This window comes from Serratia sp. 3ACOL1 (assembly GCF_003668775.1).
Taxonomy (GTDB): domain Bacteria; phylum Pseudomonadota; class Gammaproteobacteria; order Enterobacterales; family Enterobacteriaceae; genus Chania; species Chania fonticola.
In genome coordinates this window covers 4389630-4406489 of sequence record NZ_CP033055.1, presented here as the reverse complement: position 1 = coordinate 4406489, position 16860 = coordinate 4389630, and the positions used below count along the sequence as shown (strand labels likewise).

Annotated in this window: 14 protein-coding genes; 9 read left to right on the top strand and 5 right to left on the bottom strand. The window is 55.5% G+C overall.

Translation table 11 applies throughout. From position 1 onward, the window contains the following. The first annotated feature begins 50 nt into the window (after window positions 1-50). The 5 genes from recF (at window position 51) to D9980_RS19850 (ending at window position 6937) form a co-directional block, all read left to right on the top strand. Window positions 51-1136 (top strand): DNA replication/repair protein RecF, encoded by a 1086-nt coding sequence (recF, locus tag D9980_RS19870; protein WP_024483312.1) that lies wholly within the window; start codon window positions 51-53, stop codon window positions 1134-1136. Window positions 1137-1154: 18 nt separating this feature from the next. Next, on the top strand, window positions 1155-3569 hold the full coding sequence (gene gyrB / locus D9980_RS19865; RefSeq protein WP_121608239.1) for a DNA topoisomerase (ATP-hydrolyzing) subunit B: 2415 nt from the start codon (window positions 1155-1157) through the stop codon (window positions 3567-3569). Between the two features lie 125 nt (window positions 3570-3694). Then, a complete protein-coding gene (yidA, locus tag D9980_RS19860; RefSeq protein ID WP_121608238.1) occupies window positions 3695-4510 on the top strand; it encodes a sugar-phosphatase in 816 nt (271 codons plus the stop codon). Window positions 4511-4840: 330 nt separating this feature from the next. Next, window positions 4841-5581 carry a phosphatase PAP2 family protein gene (locus D9980_RS19855; protein WP_121608237.1) on the top strand — a complete coding sequence of 247 codons (741 nt, stop codon included), beginning with the start codon at window positions 4841-4843 and terminating at the stop codon, window positions 5579-5581. Window positions 5582-5656: 75 nt separating this feature from the next. Beyond that, the gene (locus D9980_RS19850; RefSeq protein ID WP_121608236.1) at window positions 5657-6937 is read left to right on the top strand and encodes a DUF3748 domain-containing protein; all 1281 of its coding nucleotides are present in this window, start codon (window positions 5657-5659) and stop codon (window positions 6935-6937) included. On the opposite strand, the gene D9980_RS19845 is transcribed toward D9980_RS19850, so the two are convergent. Beyond that, window positions 6938-7297 carry a YceK/YidQ family lipoprotein gene (locus D9980_RS19845; RefSeq protein WP_121608235.1) on the bottom strand — a complete coding sequence of 120 codons (360 nt, stop codon included), beginning with the start codon at window positions 7295-7297 and terminating at the stop codon, window positions 6938-6940. Window positions 7298-7604: 307 nt separating this feature from the next. On the opposite strand from D9980_RS19845, the gene ibpA reads away from it, so the two are divergent. The 3 genes from ibpA (at window position 7605) to D9980_RS19830 (ending at window position 10471) form a co-directional block, all read left to right on the top strand. After that, on the top strand, window positions 7605-8018 hold the full coding sequence (gene ibpA, locus D9980_RS19840) for a small heat shock chaperone IbpA (protein WP_024483306.1): 414 nt from the start codon (window positions 7605-7607) through the stop codon (window positions 8016-8018). Between the two features lie 198 nt (window positions 8019-8216). Beyond that, window positions 8217-8645: a small heat shock chaperone IbpB gene (gene ibpB, locus D9980_RS19835; RefSeq protein ID WP_024483305.1), complete on the top strand. Its 429-nt coding sequence runs from the start codon at window positions 8217-8219 to the stop codon at window positions 8643-8645. Window positions 8646-8812: 167 nt separating this feature from the next. Next, the gene (locus D9980_RS19830) at window positions 8813-10471 is read left to right on the top strand and encodes a putative transporter (RefSeq protein WP_121608234.1); all 1659 of its coding nucleotides are present in this window, start codon (window positions 8813-8815) and stop codon (window positions 10469-10471) included. A 151-nt stretch (window positions 10472-10622) separates the two neighbouring features. On the opposite strand, the gene D9980_RS19825 is transcribed toward D9980_RS19830, so the two are convergent. Both D9980_RS19825 and D9980_RS19820 read right to left on the bottom strand, forming a co-directional pair. Then, window positions 10623-11873, bottom strand: a complete 1251-nt coding sequence (locus tag D9980_RS19825; protein ID WP_121609056.1) for a valine--pyruvate transaminase — start codon at window positions 11871-11873, stop codon at window positions 10623-10625. Window positions 11874-12007: 134 nt separating this feature from the next. After that, window positions 12008-14074 (bottom strand): alpha-amylase, encoded by a 2067-nt coding sequence (locus tag D9980_RS19820; RefSeq protein ID WP_121608233.1) that lies wholly within the window; start codon window positions 14072-14074, stop codon window positions 12008-12010. Between the two features lie 186 nt (window positions 14075-14260). On the opposite strand from D9980_RS19820, the gene D9980_RS26880 reads away from it, so the two are divergent. Further along, the gene (locus tag D9980_RS26880) at window positions 14261-14431 is read left to right on the top strand and encodes a hypothetical protein (RefSeq protein WP_158645272.1); all 171 of its coding nucleotides are present in this window, start codon (window positions 14261-14263) and stop codon (window positions 14429-14431) included. A 34-nt stretch (window positions 14432-14465) separates the two neighbouring features. On the opposite strand, the gene ghrB is transcribed toward D9980_RS26880, so the two are convergent. Together ghrB and D9980_RS19810 are read right to left on the bottom strand one after the other, a co-directional pair. After that, a complete protein-coding gene (ghrB, locus tag D9980_RS19815; RefSeq protein WP_024483301.1) occupies window positions 14466-15440 on the bottom strand; it encodes a glyoxylate/hydroxypyruvate reductase GhrB in 975 nt (324 codons plus the stop codon). 81 nt (window positions 15441-15521) lie between these two features. Continuing rightward, complete coding sequence (locus D9980_RS19810) at window positions 15522-16790, bottom strand: MFS transporter (RefSeq protein ID WP_024483300.1); 1269 nt, start codon at window positions 16788-16790, stop codon at window positions 15522-15524. Window positions 16791-16860: the final 70 nt, after the last annotated feature.

Sequence of the window (16860 nt, the reverse complement as noted above, 5' to 3'; positions counted from 1 at the left end):
ACCTGCGACGATAACGCCCTGGATTGTTAGATGATTAAGACAACTACAGTATGGCTCTGACGCGCTTACTGATTAAAGATTTCCGCAATATCGAAGCTGCCGATCTGGCGCCTGCGCCGGGGTTTAACTTCCTGGTGGGGGCCAACGGCAGCGGCAAGACCAGCGTACTGGAGGCGGTTTATACCCTTGGTCATGGGCGCGCGTTTCGCAGCTTGCAGGCCGGGCGAGTGATCCGCCACGATCAGCCGGAGTTTGTGTTGCATGGCCGGATCGAAGGCAGCGGGCGCGAATTATCGGTAGGATTGAGTAAGAGCCGTCAGGGTGACAGCAAAGTGCGCATCGATGGCAGTGATGGTCATAAGGTGGCAGAGCTGGCACAGCTACTGCCCATGCAGTTGATCACCCCCGAAGGTTTTACCCTGCTTAATGGCGGGCCGAAGTATCGGCGTGCCTTCCTAGACTGGGGTTGTTTTCACAACGAACCCGGTTTTTTCACCGCCTGGAGCAACCTGAAAAGGTTACTGAAGCAGCGCAATGCCGCGCTGCGCCAGGTCAGTCGCTATGCGCAGATCCGCGCCTGGGATCAGGAACTGATCCCGTTGGCCGAGCGTATCAGCGAGTGGCGGGCAGCTTACAGCGACGCAATTGCCGCGGATATCACCGCGACCTGCGCGCAGTTTTTGCCCGAATTTGCCCTGAGTTTCTCTTTCCAGCGCGGCTGGGACAAAGAGAGCGACTACGGAGAGCTGCTGGAGCGCCAGTTTGAGCGCGACAGGGCGTTAACCTATACCGCGGTGGGGCCGCATAAAGCGGACTTCCGCATTCGTGCCGAAGGCACGCCGGTAGAGGATTTGTTATCGCGCGGTCAGCTTAAACTGCTGATGTGCGCATTGCGCTTGGCGCAGGGTGAGTTTCTCACCCGTCAGAGCGGGCGGCGTTGCCTGTATCTGATTGATGATTTTGCCTCCGAGCTGGACACCGGCCGTCGCCGGTTGCTGGCCGATCGCCTGAAAGCCACCCAGGCTCAGGTTTTTGTCAGTGCGGTAAGCGCTGAACAAGTAACCGACATGATGGGTGAAAAGGGCAAGATGTTCCGCGTGGAACAAGGTAAAATAGAGGTTCAACCACAGGACTAAAATGAGCGAGAAACGTTGATGTCGAATTCTTATGACTCCTCAAGTATCAAGGTATTAAAAGGGCTGGATGCGGTACGTAAGCGTCCGGGCATGTATATCGGTGATACTGATGACGGCACCGGTCTGCACCACATGGTATTCGAGGTCGTGGACAACGCTATCGACGAAGCACTCGCTGGCCACTGTAGCGACATTCAGGTGACGATCCACGCCGACAACTCCGTCTCGGTGCAGGATGATGGCCGTGGTATCCCAACCGGTATCCACGAAGAGGAAGGGGTGTCTGCGGCACAGGTCATCATGACCGTACTGCACGCCGGCGGTAAGTTTGACGACAACTCCTATAAGGTTTCCGGCGGTCTGCACGGCGTAGGCGTTTCGGTTGTTAACGCCCTGTCAGAAAAGCTGGAGCTGGTGATCCGCCGCGAAGGCAAGGTCCATGAGCAAACCTACAAGCATGGCGAACCACAGGCCCCGCTGAAAGTCGTCGGTGAAACCGATCAGACCGGTACCACCCTGCGCTTCTGGCCGAGCTTCCAGACCTTTACCAATAACATCGAGTTTGAGTACGACATCCTGGCCAAGCGCCTGCGTGAACTGTCGTTCCTCAACTCGGGCGTTTCTATTCGCCTGAAAGACAAGCGCAACGACAGAGAAGACCACTTCCATTACGAAGGCGGTATCCGTGCGTTTGTGGAATACCTGAACAAGAACAAAACGCCGATCCACCCAACGGTGTTCTACTTCTCAACCGTGAAAGACGATATCGGTGTTGAAGTAGCGCTGCAGTGGAACGATGGTTTCCAGGAAAACATCTACTGCTTCACCAACAACATCCCGCAGCGTGATGGGGGGACTCACCTGGCTGGCTTCCGTGCCGCGATGACCCGTACCCTGAACACCTACATGGATAAAGAAGGCTACAGCAAGAAGTCCAAAATCAGCGCCACCGGTGACGATGCGCGTGAAGGTCTGATTGCCGTGGTTTCGGTGAAAGTGCCCGATCCTAAATTCTCTTCCCAGACCAAAGACAAGCTGGTGTCTTCGGAAGTGAAAACGGCGGTCGAATCGCTGATGAACGAGAAGCTGGTGGATTACCTGATGGAAAACCCAGCGGATGCCAAGATCGTGGTTGGTAAAATCATCGATGCGGCCCGTGCTCGTGAAGCGGCGCGTAAAGCGCGTGAAATGACCCGCCGTAAAGGCGCGCTGGATTTGGCTGGCTTGCCAGGCAAACTGGCGGACTGTCAAGAACGTGACCCGGCGTTGTCCGAACTCTACCTGGTGGAAGGGGACTCTGCGGGCGGCTCAGCCAAGCAGGGCCGTAACCGTAAGAACCAGGCGATCTTGCCGCTGAAAGGGAAAATCCTCAACGTTGAGAAAGCCCGCTTCGACAAGATGCTGTCCTCACAGGAAGTTGCCACGCTGATCACCGCGCTGGGCTGCGGCATTGGCCGTGACGAATACAACCCGGACAAACTGCGTTATCACAGCATCATTATCATGACCGATGCCGACGTCGACGGCTCGCACATCCGTACGCTGCTGTTGACCTTCTTCTATCGTCAGATGCCGGAAATCATCGAGCGTGGCCATGTGTATATTGCCCAGCCGCCGCTGTACAAGGTGAAAAAAGGCAAGCAGGAGCAGTACATCAAAGACGACGAAGCGATGGATCAGTATCAGATCTCCATCGCCCTCGACGGCGCGACCCTGCACACCAACGGTTCTGCACCAGCCTTGGCGGGTGAGCCGTTAGAGAAGCTGGTGGCTGAACATTACGCCGTGCAGAAGCAGATTGGCCGGATGGAACGCCGTTACCCGCGTGCGTTGCTGAACAACCTGATCTACCAGCCAACCTTGAACGAAGACGATCTGGGTGACCGCGCCAAGGTGGAAAGCTGGATCGAATCGCTGGTGAAATTGCTCAACGATAACGAGCAGCACGGTAGCAGCTACAGTTCTGTGCTGGTTGAAAACCGTGAACGCCAGATGTTTGAACCGGTGCTGCGTATCCGTACCCATGGTGTTGATACAGACTACCCGCTGGACTTTGAATTTATCCGCGGTGGTGAATACCGCAGGCTCTGTGCGCTGGGCGAAAAACTGCGCGGCCTGCTGGAAGAAGATGCCTATATCGAACGTGGCGAACGTCGCCAGCCGGTAGACAGCTTCGAACAGGCGTTGGAGTGGCTGGTGAAAGAGTCGCGCCGTGGCCTGTCGATCCAGCGCTATAAAGGGCTGGGCGAAATGAACCCGGACCAGCTGTGGGAAACCACTATGGATCCCGATCAGCGGCGTATGCTGCGCGTAGCGGTGAAAGACGCTATTGCGGCAGATCAGCTGTTCACCACCCTGATGGGCGATGCGGTTGAACCACGCCGTGCCTTTATCGAAGAAAACGCCCTGAAAGCGGCGAATATCGATATCTAACGCCTTATTTGGCTATTAAAAATCCGCGCCGGTTCGCCCGCGCGGATTTTTTTATGCCGTTTTTAGCACTAACAAGGCAAGCTGAAACGCGTTAGCATGAGAAAAAACCACTGGGAGACGCTCGAATGGCTATTGAACTGATTGCAATTGATATGGACGGCACGCTGCTCAATCCGCAGCACCAGATTACGCCAGCGGTAAAGCAGGCGCTGACCGCCGCGCGCGCTAAAGGCGTGCATGTGGTGCTGGCTACCGGGCGGCCTTATGTTGGCGTGCAGGACTACCTGCGTCAGTTGGATATTCAGGGTGAGGGCGATTTCTGCATCACCTATAACGGTGCCCTGGTGCTGAAGGCGACGGACGGGACCTGCGTGCTGCAAGAAACGCTCGGTTTTGACGATTACCTCTATTTTGAGCAGTTGGCACGGGAGCTTGGCGTTCATTATCAGGCGTTTGATTTCGATACCCTCTACACGCCGAATAAAGACATTGGCAAATATACCGTCCATGAATCCCAAATGACCGGTATCCCACTGAAATACCGCAGCGTGGAAGAGATGGATCGCACCATACGCTTCCCGAAGGTGATGATGATTGATGAGCCTGCCTTGCTGGATACCGCGATAGCCCGCTTGCCCGCAGAAGCCTGGGATCGCTACACCATTATGAAAAGCGCCCCTTACTTCCTGGAGATCCTGCATAAGAATGTTGATAAGGGCGCGGGCGTCAGAATGCTGGCCGAACATTTAGGCATCAAGCAGGAAAACGTGATGGCGCTAGGCGATCAGGCTAATGATATTGCGATGATCGAGTATGCCGGGATGGGTGTGGCGATGGGCAATGCTATTGCAGAATTAAAGGAAATTGCCCAGCACGTGACCGGCACCAATACCGAAGACGGCGTCGCACTGGCAATTGAGAAGTTTGTGCTGAACGTTTAATGCCTGCCAGCCCCCTTCCCTGGGGGCTTAAGCTGCTTCCAAGTAAATCATGTATTAACGCCTCATGGCTGATGACCCGCGGGTGTTATTTCTTTACTGAAATAACTAAGTCGCTCCTAAAAGAATATTTCTAGTGAGTTCATGTTTTATTAATATAAATGTTCTCGTTAATTAATTGCATTAATTCAAATGGTATAAATAAAAATTATTTTTGCGATCTGTATTTTTTATTGTATTTTAAATGACGAAATAGCTATTTATCACTTCATGTTTCATTTTAGCTTGTTCACTATATTGTAAAACAACTAATAAAGTTCGTTAGGAGATAATATGAAAAAAATTATAATTTCATCATTGGCTTATATTGCCTTAACGCAATTATCCTTTGCCGCCAGAGACGTGACGACGACACCGGATTTCTACTATCTTAAGGAAGCACAGTCGATTGATAGCCTCTCCTTATTGCCCCCGCCACCGGCCGTTGACAGCATCGATTTTCTCAATGACAAGGCTCAGTATGACGCCGGTAAGTTGCTGAGGGATACGCCAAGAGGCAAGCAAGCTTATAATGATGCGCAGATTTACGGCGATGGTATACCACTGGCATTTTTCAGCGCCTTCGGCATGGAAATAACACGGAAGAAAACGCCAGAGTTATATCGCCTGGTAACGAAAATGCGTGAGGATACCGGTGATTTGGCGACCCGCAGCGCCAAGGAGCATTATATGCGGACCCGGCCTTTTGCATTTTATCATCAGGCGACCTGCCGCCCGGAAGAAGAAAGTGTGCTATCAACCAACGGTTCCTACCCGTCCGGCCATACGAGTATCGGTTGGGCTACCGCACTCGTGCTGGCGGAGATCAATCCTGTGCGCCAGGGGGAGATCCTCAAACGGGGCTATGAGATGGGGCAAAGCCGCGTGATCTGCGGCTATCATTGGCAGAGTGACGTTACCGCCGGGCGCCTGGTGGGGGCGGCCATTGTGGCGCGTTTACACGCCGAGCCAGCGTTTGTCGACCAGTTACAAAAAGCCAAGGCTGAATACCTGCGATTAGCAAAAGCGCCTTAAACCTGGGTGATGTGAAACGAATGGGTCGATCGGGTACTATGGCGGTTCTATGCCAGCCGGTATACAGGAGCCGCCATGAGCCATCAGGAACGACAGCTGACTTTTGATCCGCGAGGTCATCAGCTCACCAACATTAACGTCTGGACACCGTGCAGCCAATGGCTGGCGTATGATGTACGGCCAAGCGGTGTGTCCTTTACCGGGCTGAGCATTGAGCGGGTGAACGTTGCCAGCGGTCAGGTGGAAGTGGTTTATCGGGCGCAGCATGGTGCCCATGTTGGTGTGGTAACGGTGAGCCCGGATGCACCAGCGCGCTATGTGTTCATCCATGGGCCGGAACACCCAGACAGCTTCTGGCATTATGACTTCCACCATCGCCGTGGCGTGATCGTCAGCGAGCCGGATCGTGAATTGGCGATCACCCTAGACGCATTGGACATTACCGCCCCCTATACCCCAGGCGCGCTGCGTGGTGGCACCCACGTGCATGTCTTTAGCCCAGATGCCAGCCGCCTGAGCTTCACCTATAACGACCATGTGATGCACGAACTCGATCCGGCACTGGATTTGCGTAACGTTGGTGTAGCGGTGCCGCTGCAAGGGGTGAATCCGCCCAAGCAGCACCCGCGTGAATATGACGGTAGCCATTACTGTGTACTGGTCAGCGCAACCACGCCAACCCCGCAGCCGGGCAGCGATCAAATCAATCGGGCTTACGAAGAGGGCTGGGTGGGTAAGCAAGGTTACAGCAAACCTGATGGCAGCCGCCAGCGTTGGGCGTTGGCGTTTATCGGCGATACCCTCTCGCCGCAGGGGGAAAAGCTGCCGGAAGTGTTTGTGGTGGATTTGCCGGAAAACGATGCCGACTATGCCAAAGCCGGGGAGGCTCCCTTGCAGGGAACGGCAACAACCTTACCTGCCCCTCCGTTGGGGGTTCAACAACGGCGGTTAACCTATACCGGCCACCGTAACTATCCTGGGGTTGCCACCACGCCACGCCATTGGTTGCGGAGTTCGCCAGACGGCAGTGCCATCGCCTTCCTGATGCAAGACGATCGGGGCATAGTGCAACTGTGGACTGTTTCCCCAAATGGCGGGGAGGCGAATCAGGTGACACAAGCGGATCACAGCATCCAGTCGGCCTTCAGTTGGCATCCGCAGGGGGGCAAGATTGCGCTGGTGTGTGATAACAGTGTGATGCTGTGCGATATCGCCAACGGCAATATGCAGCGCCTGACCAAACGGACTGCGCAGCCACCACTGGGGGACGCCGTGGTGTTCTCACCGGACGGCAAACAGGTGGCCTTTATGCGTGAAGTCGCCGGATTTAACCAGATTTTTGTGGTGGCGGTTTAACTACAGCCCGGCCGGTGCTGGCGAAGTTGCCATGCCCTGGCCTGGATTGCCGCTGGCAGCCAGATTTCGTTCTTCATCATGCTGGATACGGGCTTTGGGTGAGGCTGCCGCTTTATCGCTGCCTGAACGCAGGTAGTCGTAAGGCAGCAAAATGGTGTCCATCGCCGCCGACAGGGGCAGGTCGATTGCCAGCAGGGGCATCATGGCCCAACTGGTATCTTCGCTCTTCATCATATCGACATTGGCGCGCGTACCGGAGTAATAACCCTGGTCGGCCCCGGTGTGGCTGGCTACGCTGGAGCAACCGTTAGTGGTCAACAGTAGGCAACCGGTCGCTATCATTTTTTTAATTGGTTTCATTCGTCCATCCTGAGGGGGGTATACATCCCCTGAAATTTGCTGATTTATAACATCCAGCCAAAGCATTGAAAGGTGCAACATTCCGCACTGTGGCGGCTATCTCACTTTGAGTGTATGTGATAAACAAATTTTCGCCGTTTCCATTGGCAATTATTTAATCATCACCAGTTGAAATGTGGAAAGCAAACCCCATCTTCTTTACAAGGCCAAATTAAGAATTTGCCGTAAGGGAATTCAAGCCTTATAGCCTGTCCATGATGGAAGGCTTCATTATCAACCTCGCTGAAGTGCCTTAGGAGGCTGTTTTATGCGCAACTTTGATCTTTCCCCGCTGTACCGTTCCGCGATCGGTTTTGATCGCCTGTTCAACGCCCTTGAGGCTGGCCAAAGCCAGGGTAACGGTGGCTATCCGCCGTACAACGTTGAGCTGGTTGATGAAAATCATTACCGCATTGCCATCGCGGTGGCCGGGTTTGCCGAGCAGGAACTGGAGATCACCACGCAAGACAATCTGTTGATTGTGCGCGGGGCTCACACCCACGAACCTGCTGAGAGAACCTATTTATATCAAGGTATTGCCGAGCGTAACTTTGAACGCAAATTCCAGCTGGCCGAGCATATTCAAATTAGAGGCGCCAAACTGGAAAACGGCCTGCTGTATATCGATCTGGAACGTATCGTGCCGGAAACGTTAAAGCCGCGTCGGATCGAAATTAAGTAATTTTGTTTTATCACCGTGCCTGCCGTTAGGGGGCAATGTTTGATTTACCCTATGAATTTCAAGCCGCAGCTAGGCGACCAGCTTGCTCATCCCCAGGAGCTTACTTTTCGTAAGTGACTGGGGTGAGCAAGTGCAGATAACAACGCTGTGGCTTGAAAGGCGACGGGTAAAAACCTCGCTTCTTGGAAGGAGAGTATTATGCGTAACTACGATTTATCCCCACTTCTGCGTCAATGGATCGGTTTTGACAAGCTGGCCAGCTCAATGGGAGGCCAGGAGCCACAAGGGTTCCCGCCCTATAACATTGAGAAAAGCGACGACAATCACTATCGCATTTCCCTGGCGTTAGCCGGGTTCAAACAGAGCGAACTGGATATTGAAGTGGAAGGCCCGCGCCTGACCGTGCGTGGCAACCCCACACCGCCGGAAAAACAGGTGGAGTATCTGCATCAGGGGCTGGTGTGCAAAGAGTTCAGCCTGACCTTTACCCTGGCAGAGCACCTGCAGGTGGCCGAAGCCAAATTTGAAAACGGCCTGCTGCACATCGATCTGGTACGCCACGTGCCGGAAGCCTTGCAGCCACAACGTATCAGCATCGGTAGCACTCCGGAGCTGGAAGCCAAATAACCGGCTGAAAAAAAACAAAAACTTGCGGGGGAGGTCCATTCGGGCCTCCCCCGTTGCATTCTGTGGCATACCCCACATTACCCCCCCGCACCTTATGTCAGAATCCCTATTAATTGCAGGCATTTAATCGCATAGAGATTGTTAAACTTTGGGTAAGGATGTGACGTATGAGTGATATCGCCCTGACCGTCAGCATGTTGGCGTTGGTGGCTATTCTCGGGTTATGGATTGGCAACTGGAAAGTGTATGGCGTGGGTTTAGGGATAGGCGGCGTCTTGTTCGGTGGCATCATCGTCGGGCACTTTGCACAGACTTACCAGATCACTCTCAACGGCGACATGCTGCACTTTATTCAGGAGTTCGGTCTGATCCTGTTTGTGTACACCATCGGTATTCAGGTTGGCCCTGGTTTCTTCTCGTCCCTGCGCGTTTCCGGCCTCAAGCTCAATGGCTTCGCCATTTTGCTGGTGCTGGTAGGCGGCGTGGTGGCGGCGATTGTCCATAAGCTGTTTGCCGTACCGCTGCCAATCATTCTCGGCGTGTTCTCCGGCGCGGTGACCAACACCCCGGCGCTTGGTGCCGGGCAGCAGATACTCACCGATCTGGGTTCCGATCCGGAGCTGGTTAACCGCATGGGGATGGGCTATGCAATGGCTTACCCATTCGGTATCTGCGGCATTCTGCTGGTGATGTGGCTGATCCGGCTGTTCTTCCGCATCAATATCGATAAGGAAGCGCAGGAGTTTGAGGATAGCCTGGGGAGTAACCGCGAACTGCTGCAGACCATGAACGTGGCGGTACGTAACCCCAATCTGCAAGGCATGGCTATCAAGAATGTGCCGCTGCTCAACAATGACGACATCATCTGCTCGCGCCTCAAGCGCGGCGATTTACTGATGGTGCCCGCCCCGCACGAAACGCTGGAACTGGGAGATTTTCTGCACCTGGTCGGCAAGCGCGAAAAGCTGGAAAACGCCCGGTTGGTGATTGGCGAGGAAGTCGACGTTTCGCTCTCCACCCGTGGGACTTCACTGCAAGTGGTTCGTGCGGTAGTGACCAACGAAAAGGTGTTGGGGAAAAAAATCCGCGATCTGGAGCTGAAGCAAAAATATGAAGTGGTGGTCTCGCGCCTCAACCGTGCCGGGGTCGAGCTGGTGGCAGGCAGCAATGTTACGCTGCAGTTCGGGGATATCCTCAACCTGGTGGGGCGACCAGAATCGATCGAAGCGGTGGCGGCGATTGTCGGTAACGCCCAGCAGAAGCTGCAACAGGTGCAGATGCTGCCGGTATTTATCGGTATTGGCCTTGGGGTGTTGTTGGGATCTATCCCGCTGTTTGTCCCCGGTTTCCCGGCGGCGTTGCGGTTGGGGCTGGCCGGTGGTCCGCTGGTGGTGGCCCTGATCCTGGGGCGTATCGGCAGCATCGGCAAGCTGTACTGGTTTATGCCGCCCAGTGCCAACCTGGCGCTGCGTGAACTGGGGATAGTACTGTTCCTGGCCGTGGTTGGCCTGAAGTCTGGTGGGAACTTTATTGATACCCTGCTGCATGGCGATGGGCTGGCGTGGGTCGGTTACGGTGCGTTAATCACCTCGATCCCGCTGATCAGCGTGGGTATTCTGGCGAGGGTGGTGGGTAAGATGAACTACCTGACGCTCTCCGGCATGCTGGCTGGCTCAATGACCGACCCACCGGCGCTGGCCTTTGCCAACGGCCTGCACCCCACCAGCGGCGCTGCAGCGCTCTCATATGCCACGGTCTACCCGTTGGCAATGTTCCTGCGCATCATGTCACCGCAGCTGCTGGCGGTGCTGTTCTGGGCGATGTAGAAACCTCACAGGGCTCACAACGTAGGGGCGCAGCATGCTGCGCCCATCTTTTTAATCAATGAGTTAGGTGGGAGTGTTCGATTCCTGTAAATTCCAACGGGCGCAGCATGCAGCGCCCCTACGGTCGATCATGTGTGATCCCAACCCTTAGCTATGCTTCCTGGTGCGCGCGCTCAACTTCTTCGGCCAGGATCATCACGCCACGCTCAATATCTTCCGGATTAGGCACATAGTTCATGCGCATACATTGGTGCGTATGCGGCCATTCATGCTCCAGCCCCGGGAAGAAGTAGTGGCCAGGTACCATCAATACGCCACGCTTTTTCAGCCGTTGATAAAGCAGCTCGGTGGTGATGGGCAGATCCTTGAACCACAGCCAGAGGAAGATAGCCCCTTCCGGCTTATGGATCAGGCAGCGCTCTGGCGACAGGTAACGGCGAATAATGCCGATGGTCTGCTCGACCCGCTGCTTGTAGAACGGGCGGATCACCTCGTTGGATAAACGCAGCAGATCGCCACGCTCAATCATCTCCGTGGCCAGCGCCGGGCCAATGCTGCCTGGGGACAGGCTGATGATGCCGTTCATATTGGTCAGCGCGCTGATGACCTTCTCGTCGGCAATCACGATGCCACAGCGTGAGCCAGGCAGGCCCAGCTTGGACAGGCTCATGCACAGGATGATGTTCGGGTTCCACAACGGCGTGGCTTCGCTGAAGATAATGCCGGGGAACGGCACGCCGTAAGCGTTATCGATCACCAGTGGGATATCACGCTGCTGCGCCAACAGATCGAGCTTCATCAGCTCTTCGTCGGTGATCACGTTGCCGGTCGGGTTGGTAGGGCGCGATACGCAGATCATGCCGATGTCGTCACCGATGTTCAGATGCTCAAAATCGACGTGATACTTGAACTGGCCATCTGGCAGCAGCTCGATATTGGGTTTGGCAGAGACAAACAGCCCTTCATCCAGTCCGGAATCAGCATAGCCAATATATTCTGGCGCCAGCGGGAACAGCACGCGGCGGCGGGTGCCGTCGGCGTAGCGGCCAGCGAACAGGTTAAACAAGTAGAAAAACGCGCTCTGGCTGCCATTTGTCAGTGCAATATTCTGTGGTTCGATCTGCCAGCCAAGCTCTTCTTGCAGCATGGTAGCCAGCGCTTTCAGCAGGGCGTCTTTGCCTTGTGGGCCGTCGTAGTTGCACAGTGCTTCAGTCAGCTTGCCCTGATCGAGCATCTCCTGGCACAGCTGTTTGAAGTAGCTGGCCATCTCTGGGATTTGCGCCGGGTTACCGCCGCCAAGCATGATGGCACCTGGCGTGCGCAGGCCTTCATTCAGATCGTCCATCAAGCGGGTGATGCCCGCGTAACGGGTAAATTTGTCGCCGAAAAGTGAAAAATTCATAGCTGCTGCAATATAGTTGTAAGCGGGTAGACGCCCACCATACCGCCAGATAAAAGCGGGTGCAATGCGGCTGATATCTTGCCCGCCGGGCATAGATGTTGCTCAGCGGGCTTTTTACAGCATAACGCGCTGAATTATTGTGACCGATCGCCAGCCCACACCACCATCACCTTATCGCCCCCATATTGGCGACTAAAGGCATAGTAATGAGGCGTTTGCTGGGATTGCTGCGTACCGGCACCGATTGCCGGGTGGCGCTCGCGGAACTGGCCTAGCCGCTGCCAATGTGCCAACAACGGCGCTTTGGCTCCTTGCAGTTCACCCCAGTTCATATCCGAGCGCGTGCCTTGTAAAGGATCGGAGCCGGTTGGGCCAAACGGCCGGCCGCTCTCATCACCGTAATAAATCTGTACCGCGCCCGGGGCTAATAACAGCAGGTCTGCTGCTCGCTGCTGCAAAGGTAACGAACCTTTGGCATCGCTGGCGAAGAACAGGCGAGTGTCGTGCGAGGAAATATAGCTCAGCACGTTGAAGCCTTGCAGCTTATCCGCCATCTGCTGATAGGTGGCATCGATATTGGAGAAGCAGCCCAGTGCCTGCGAGGCCTGATCCTGAAAATCGAAGTTGATCATTGCATCGAAGCCGTGCTGGTAATAGTCGCTTTTCATCACCCCGTGACCCCAGGCTTCACCGGTCATCCAGAACGGCGCGTTATCCAGCGCCTGCTTGGGATTAGCCGCTTTCCACTCTGCCAGCGCGTTGGTGGCACGCTGCTTTAGCAGGTCCAGCGTGGGTTTATCGACGTGCTTGGCGGTATCAACGCGGAAACCGTCAATGCCGTAGTCGCGCACCCATTGGCTGAGCCAGACCGTTAGATAATCGCGGGTGGTGGCTCCTGGGATTTCGCGCGCGGCGGTATCAGGTTTATGGCGGAAGAACAGCGGTAGGCCGCTGGCTCCTGGCGCTTCAGTTTTGATGTCCGGAAGGAAAGCCAGTGACATGGTCAGATCGTCAAAGCCCGGTGAGTCATAATCGCCGATATCGGTGCGGATCCAGTTTTTCCCCCACCATTGGCTCCAGCCTGCTTTATCGCTGAAGTTGATGTAGTCGTTAAAGCTGTGCCAGCTCTGGCCAGGCCCTGGTTGCCAATCGCCCCAGTTTTTGCCGAGGGTTTTTGCGGCTTCGTCTCCCTTCAGGTACAGCGAGCCGAACTGAAACTGCTGCATATCGGCCAGCGTGGCATAGCCGACGTGATTGACTACCACGTCAAACAGGATGCGGATCCCACGTTGGTGTGCTTGCTCCACCAGATCACGCAGATCCTGCTCATTGCCCATATTGGCATCAAGCTTGGTCCAGTCCTGATGGTAGTAACCGTGATAGGCATAATGCGGGAAATCCCCTTTGGTTCCGCCGCCGACCCAGCCGTGGATCTGCTCCAACGGGGAACTGATCCACAAGGCATTGACCCCCAGCTGTTGCAGATAATCCAGTTTTTTCGTCAACCCGGCGAGGTCGCCGCCGTGGAAGGTGCCGATCTCCTGCATGCCATCGCCGTGGCGGCCATAGCTGTGATCGTTGGCTGGGTTGCCGTTTTCAAAGCGATCGGTCAGCACAAAATAGACCGTGGCGTTGTGCCAGTTGAAAGCCGCCTGTGGCGGCGTATTGGCTGACTCCAGCAATAGCAGCCCCCCGCTGTTGGCCGCAGGTTGCAGGGTGACCTGGCCCTGAACCACCGTGGCGGTCTGGCCCGAGTAAAAATCGCGCACCGTTTCGCCTTCGGCAAAGGTATCCTTCACCGCGATCGTGATCGGCTGGCCATCCCAGCGTTGGCAGGTGCGGGCCACGGCGGCGACGGTTTTTTCCGGTTCGGCCTTCAGGCTGAGCTGCAAGGTGGGTGTGCCGCTGCGGGTGTCGATCCGCACCTGATAATCGCCATCGCGAAATAGCCGCCAACTGACCGGCTCGCTATCGCTACAGGGTTGCAGCGACAACGTCTGGTTCAGCTTAACCGTGTCGCTGGGCTGCCAGCACTGTTGGTTCTGATAAAGCCGCAGCGGCAGTTGGCCTTTGGCCAGGGTTGCCTGGCTGGTAAATAAACCGCTGGTGGATTCGCTGAAGGCCGGGAAGCTTTGCAGCGTCCAGTTGGCCAGCGCTGCGGGTGAAAGCAGCATCAGCAGGGGAAGGGTCAGGCGTTTCATGGCTCTCCTTACTCGTGGCAGGAAGCGTTATTATCGTAGGGTAGCCTAGTGTGCTGTATGGAGAAAAAATCGCCTCCTCCCAGGGTAAGAATTTGGGGCGGAGGGGGAAGGGGGAGAGGTTTGACTATGCGCTGTTGGTTTTTTAATCTGCACTGCGAGGTGAACATTAACCAATGAGGTAAGCCTATGCGTATTGCATCAGTCCAACGTTTCGACGAACAACTTATAGAAATTCAAAAGGCTATTAATGAGGCAGAAAAGGGTGATTTCATATCTGAAGTTGAGATGACTGCTCGTTTTAGCAGGATGGGGGCGATAGTTAGTGATGACATGGAGAATATGGATCAGCTTGATTAGATGCCAGTTGGTAAAAGCTGGCATCTAATCAGGATTACTTGTTCAGCAACTGCGGGTTAACGCAGTTTTCTGTGACCGTACCGGTCAAGGCGGCAATCAGGTTATCCACGGCGCACTCGGCCATGCCGTAGCGAGTCTCATGGGTGGCGGAACCGATATGCGGCAAAGCGACCACGTTGGCCATTTTCAGCAGCGGCGAATCGACCGCGACCGGCTCTTGCTCGAACACATCCAATCCAGCGGCATGAATGGTGCCGTCTTGTAAGGCTTCAATCAGCGCTTGCTCATCTACCACCGGGCCACGCCCCGCGTTGATCAAAATCCCGCTCTGCTTCATCTTCGCCAGCTGTTCGCGGCCAATCAGATGGAAGGTTTGCTCAGTGAGCGGCAGCGTAATGCACAGGAAGTCCGACTCGGCCAGCAGCGTATCAAGATCGCAACGGCGGGCATTGAAGCGTTGCTCTGCTTCTTCATGGGTGCGGCGTGCGTTGTACAGCACCGGCATGCCAAAGCCGAAGTGCGCACGCTGTGCCAGTGCCAGGCCGATGCGGCCCATGCCGAGGATGCCGATGGTTTTATGATGCACGTCAACGCCGTACCAGTCAGGCCCGATGCTGCCCTGCCATTCCCCTGCCTTGACCCGCTCGGCCACCTCGACCACCCGGCGTGCGGTGGCCAACACCAGGCTCATGATGGTATCGGCCACGGTTTCGGTCAGGACGGTTGGGGTATGCATCAACAGCACCCGGTGGGCGTTGAGTGCTTCAACGTCAAAGTTGTCGTAACCGACGGAGACGGTGGATGCCGCACGCAGTTTGGGGGCGCGTTGCAAAAAGGCTTCGTCAATCTTGCCGCCGGAACCGAGGATGCCTTCGGCCTGTTGTAGCGCCTGATCGAAGGCGGCGTTGTCCAGTTGCAGACCGTCAAAGGCATGAACGGTAAAGTGCTGGTCCAGCTTGGCACGCAGGTCGGCAGGAATACTTTTGTACAACACGATTGCAGGCTTCATCAAATAACTCCATCTGGTGAACGAGATGTTCAACATAACATATTGCAGGAGAGTGAAGGGCTGAGCCCCTCACTCGCAAGATTAGGCCACCTGGGGCTGAGCTTCATTACGTGCAGGCTTGACGATCAGCGTCAGCCCCACCGAGGCCAGCAGCGCGATAGCCATAAACATATAAGAGGCTGCCGGGCTGCCGGTCGCCCCGTTGAGGTAGCCGACAAACCAGGAACCGAAGAAGGAGCCCAGTGCGCCCATGCTGTTAATCAGCGCCATGGCCCCCCCGGCGACGTTTCTTGGCAGCATCTCCGGAATGATGGCGAAAAACGGACCGTAAGGCGCATACATAGCCGCTCCGGCGACCACCAGCAGGCCATAGGAGATCCAGAAGTGGTTCGGGCCAATGGCGTAGGAGGCGAAGAAGGCCAGCGCGCCGATCAGCAACAGCGGCCAGACAAACAGCTTGCGGTTCTGCATCTTGTCCGACGCCCAGGAAACCACGATCATCGCAATGGTGGCGGCCAGATAAGGTACCGATGACAGCCAGCCCGCTTCAACCATCCCCATCTGCATACCGCTGCGCAGGATCGAAGGCAGCCACAGTACAAAGCCATACACGCCGATGCTCCAGGCAAAATATTGCATGCACAGCAGGATCACGTTGCGCGAGCGGAAGGCTTCGCCGTAGTTGCGTACCGCCTTGATGCCTTTCTGCTCCTCGGCCAGTTGTTGTTGCAACGCCAGCTTTTCCTGATCGCTCAGCCAGCCGACCTGTGAGGGTTTGTCTTTGACCAGCACCCACCAGCAGAATGCCCAGATGACCGCAGGAACCCCTTCGATGATAAACATTTCACGCCAGCCAAAGGCGTGGATCAGGTAGCCGGAAACTACCGACATCCACAGCACCGTGACCGGGTTGCCGAGGATCAGGAAGGTGTTGGCGCGGGAGCGTTCAGACTTGGTAAACCAGTTGCTGATATATATCAGCATCGCGGGCATCACCGCCGCCTCTACCACACCAAGGATAAAGCGGATCGCTGCCAGCATCGGGATATTGCTGACCATACCGGTCAGCGAGGCGCAGCCACCCCACAGGATCAAACACCAGAAAATCAGCTTCTTGACGCTGCGGCGTTCGGCGTAGATGGCGCCGGGGATTTGGAAGAAGAAATAGCCGAGGAAAAACAGGGCACCCAGCAGGGATGACATCCCTTTGGTGATGCCAAGATCGTCATTAATCCCGGCGGCAGAGGCAAAGCTAAAGTTGGCACGATCCAGATAGGCCAGGCTGTAGGTGATAAACACGATGGGCATGATGTACCACCAGCGTTTGGCCGCAATAGTTGCTTTAGTCATGTGCAGAACCCTTCAGTGGAGTCTTCTCACCAGCGGTGGCTTGCAGCTATCCGCTGGGGCTTGTGCTCTC